This window comes from Acinetobacter sp. AB03 (assembly GCF_058107045.1).
The window spans coordinates 2,271,534-2,275,540 of record NZ_JBUEBA010000002.1 but is presented as its reverse complement, the minus strand read 5'-3'; the positions used below and the strand labels follow the sequence as shown (position 1 = coordinate 2,275,540).

Annotated in this window: 3 protein-coding genes and 1 pseudogene; 1 reads left to right on the top strand and 3 read right to left on the bottom strand. The window is 40.0% G+C overall.

The features are described from left to right. From ACY3FQ_RS11540 to yccS, 3 genes are all read right to left on the bottom strand, one after another. A partial coding sequence (locus tag ACY3FQ_RS11540) for a PepSY-associated TM helix domain-containing protein (RefSeq protein WP_489774080.1) occupies positions 1-539 on the bottom strand: 539 nt, incomplete at its 3' end. Positions 540-711: 172 nt separating this feature from the next. After that, on the bottom strand, positions 712-1,272 hold the full coding sequence (locus ACY3FQ_RS11535) for a YcxB family protein (protein WP_004981126.1): 561 nt from the start codon (positions 1,270-1,272) through the stop codon (positions 712-714). Positions 1,273-1,357: 85 nt separating this feature from the next. After that, positions 1,358-3,532: a YccS family putative transporter gene (gene yccS, locus ACY3FQ_RS11530; protein WP_201950699.1), complete on the bottom strand. Its 2,175-nt coding sequence runs from the start codon at positions 3,530-3,532 to the stop codon at positions 1,358-1,360. A 325-nt stretch (positions 3,533-3,857) separates the two neighbouring features. Here yccS and ACY3FQ_RS11525 point away from each other — a divergent pair. After that, positions 3,858-4,007: pseudogene (locus ACY3FQ_RS11525) on the top strand (IS982 family transposase); the annotation flags it as partial.

Genomic DNA, 4,007 nt, shown 5'->3' with positions numbered 1-4,007 from the left:
TTACGCCCTTTCAATTTAGGTTTAATAAAAAACCATTGTTTGATGGAATGACGTTTGGGCCAACGTAAGTACAGACCACTCAATACAAAGAAAATAAGCATGAGGGTACAAGCGCCAGTAATTTGTTTACCGACAGGGCCGACAGTTAAATTACGGTGTAACTGTTGAATAAAGTTAAAAAACTCACGGCCTTTAACTTCGGGTAAGACTTCAGCAGTATACGGGTTCACCATCATGTTATAACCACGACGTGCGCCTTCTTTCTCGATATTGACCGTACTTGAAGTGGTCGGTTCTTGAGCAATCGTAATACTATTGATTTTGATGGCAGGATCTTGTTTTTGGAAATGTAGATACAGCTCAGCAGGGGTTAATTTATTGTTTTGTATTGCTTGAACGGTATAGCTATCTGGGTTCATCCATTTTAAGATTTGTTGTTCATAAGAATAGATGGCCCCTGTGACGCCCATAAGCGACAGGATAAGACCCGCAGTGATTCCCAAAAACCAATGCACTTGGAAAAATGTTTTTTTAAACATGGCGATACTTAATGGTGAGCGATTTGTTGTGCGGAAATTATACCTGAAGATTGAGAAGATAATATGGATTTAGAAATTAATATTTATTCTCATTATCATTTGTATTCGAGGGTTTGGGATATAAAAAAACCTCCAAAAGTTGGAGGTTTTTTTACAGAGGAGAAAGCAAGACTTAAAGTGGCTGCGCTTCACCAACTGTTTCTTTTAAATGTTTACGAATCGTATTAAACGAGAAGTTTTTGCTATCCATGCGTTTTGGCAGAATGTATGCACCTTCTTGGCCTTTCACTTTGAATTTAATCAACAAAAACTCAGGTGTGTTGTACCATTCGTAGATATCTTTCCAACCGATTGCACCGACACCTTCTTGCATGCCCATTTGCTGGCGCATAATCAGACCGTGAGGTTGTACACCTAAACGAATGCCTTTAATTTCCTGAACTGGAAACTCATTCATTTTTCGCTTCACATACCATTCTAAACCGAATTTACGGACTAAAAGGTAAACCACGACGCAGGCGATTGCGACCCAACAAAAGATGGTTGAATAATTCTTGAGTAAAATTAGGCCAAGAATCGAAAGGGCTGTAACGACAGCCATGATGATCCAAGCTTTCATGCTAATTTTGTTTGTGCTACGCCAAATTTTTAATTGAGCATCGCGTTGTTCAGCTTCAGTGATTTCATAGGTCACAGGCTGTAAAGTATAAGCGTATAAATTTTTCGCGGTCATAGTGAAAGTAACAGATTTAAAACTGCAAAAAGTTTAGCATCATTTAGAGCATTTCAGTGAGTATATTGTTCCAAAATCACCCAAATTATAATGAAGCCAGTTCTGTGGCCTCATGATCCCGTTCGTGGCTTAAACTTTGCTTCAAACGACTGAACTGATTCAAGATGCTAAACATCAAGGAAAGCTGTTGTAAAATAATCAATGCCTTCTGATCTTCCTCATTATTTTGGCTTAAACGCTGACGAATGGTCTGTAGCATATTTTGCGCAGTTAAATCAGGCATTTCATCCCGCAGGAGCGCACCTTGGATATTGTCAAAAGCGCGATCCATCAATTCTAAAATTTGTGGGTCGTCAATTTTTTCGCGATGAGCCCCCAAAGCTGCAATATAGCTAATAAAAGTATGATTGAGACACAAGAACTCAAACGCCAAGCTCTTTTGCATTGGGTCAAAGTCGGGTTCGGTGGCTAAAGTGGAAATGAGTGAAGCAACCTCGGCATCAGTATTGTGTGCGGCACGACGAACCACGCGATAATTCAGACCGTTGTTACGTCCAGACTTATACTGCTCAATCACCTCTGCCAAATAATCACATTGAGCGGAAAGCGAACGATAAATTGTGCGGGGTAGGCGACGGAACTTCCAGTCAGGGAAAATAAAACTTACGCCTAACCATGCCAGTCCACAGCCAATTAAGGTATCCATCATGCGCGGAAGGGCAGCTTCATATCCCATACCATCTAAGTTGAAATTAATCAGTGCCAAGATGGTGATGAAAGCGGTGGCTTGAGCGTATTGTTTACTACGAAGCTCAAAGAAAAGTACCCCGCTGATAACCAATACGAGAAGTTGTCCTTCAATCGAAGGTACAAAGTACAATACGGCATACCCTAAAATGATTCCGACCAACGTCCCTACGATACGTAAACGTAAACGACGTTTGGTTGCGTTGAAGTTGGGCTGACTGACAAATAGTGCTGTAAGTAGAATCCAGTACCCATATTCAATGTTGGTGACTTGAACAAAGATATATCCAACTAATAGCACGATAGACAGACGAATCGCGTGTCGAAATAAAACCGACTCTGGGGTGAGATGTTGTTTAATCCGAACCTTAATGTCATCCCAGCCTTTCAGGTCATCATCTTTGAGCTGGCTTTCGATATGTTTGGTTTTATCGAGCTTAATATTGCGTTCAGTTTCTAAATTACGTAGCTGCGCATCAATCGACTTTAAGTTTTGATACAACGAAAACAGAGCATTGACCCAAATTTGGTCGTATTGTTGTTCGTCTCTGAGCTTTTCTAGTGATAAACGGAGATTTTCAAAAGTATGTTTAAAGCGTTTATTATGGGTGTAGGTTTGCCGGTTTAAGATACTGCTGCTTAAGTCTTTACAGGCTTTGGCTTGTATAGATAAAATTCGTTGAAAGCGGAATAAGATATCGCTGTGTTGAAAAATTTTCGCCAGTTTTTGATAGTCAATATGTGCTGAATCTGCGCGCTCGTGAATATCTTGCGCCACAAAATAATATTGCAGACTGCGACGCGTATCTCGTTGTCCACGGTCACCTTTTAATCGGGTGAGTAGGGCGGTTTTCATGTCGTTGAAAATTGCAATTAATTTACCATTTTCCAACGATAGTTCAATCATGCTCTGTTGATAGCTATTAGCTGTCATATCGACATCAAACAGGTTGGATTTGGCAAACAGAAAATCGGCGAGTGAGGAATAGCACTTCGATAGATTGTCTTGAACCTGACGAACGGGAAAGAGCAGAAAACTGATAGTTGAAATAACGCTATACCAAATTGCTCCAATCACCAGCAGAGACGGTTGTGTATACCAGTTGTCAAAAAGTCCGACACCGAGCATGGAGTAAACGGAAACCACTAAGCAACCATAGGAAATGGTGGCATAACGACGTCCCAGTGAGCCCAGTAAAATCAGACCAATACACGAAACGATTAGACCCAGTGCAAATAAAATTGGGTGTGGAAATAAAAAGTAAATCGACGTTGCGGTAATGAAAAAACCAATATAGGTAAAAATTAAATTCATGATCCGCACGGAAAAGCGGTCATCTATATCACTTAAACCCGCAGCAACTGCGCCGAGTGTCAGCGGAATAGTTGCCAGCTGAAAACCCATAAAATATGGAATAAAAGCAGTCCCTGCAAAGGTAATGACCATGCGGAGGTTATACATGAAGGTTGTATTATAAGTAGCCTGTTTTAGACTGGTCAGCCATGCTTTCAAAGGGCACCTTTGTTTGTCGCTTAGGGTTGGACAATTTTCAAATATGAGAATATGTGAAATTTCACCTGCTCTGGTATAAATCATACTATGGAGCGTGTAAACTTGTCTGCAAACTCTCCTTCCAAAACATAAATTAATCCTATGCCGATTACACAGGAAAAAGCGGTCTATTCCAACGCTTGGATTCTCTTACTTGCTTCACTGACGGCACTCGGTCCACTGTCTATTGATAACCTGAGTTCGATATAAAAAAGAGTAGAAAAAAAGCCCTGAATTTATAACATATTGGTTCTCAATACAAAATGTTATAAAACAAGGCTTCTCGATGGATCATATTACCGAATTATTTTGTATTTTGGACGATTTCTGCAAAACATTTAATGAATCTTTAGAAAAAGCTTTAATTTCTGATCAAAAATCCAAGCTGAAAAAGTCAGCCTTGAGCTTGTCTGAAGCAATGACCATTGTCATTTTA

What these genes read in the sequence shown, in the direction of transcription:
- ACY3FQ_RS11535 (WP_004981126.1), bottom strand. Translation starts at nt 1,272, where the DNA reads ATGACCGCGAAAAATTTATACGCTTATACTTTACAGCCTGTGACCTAT.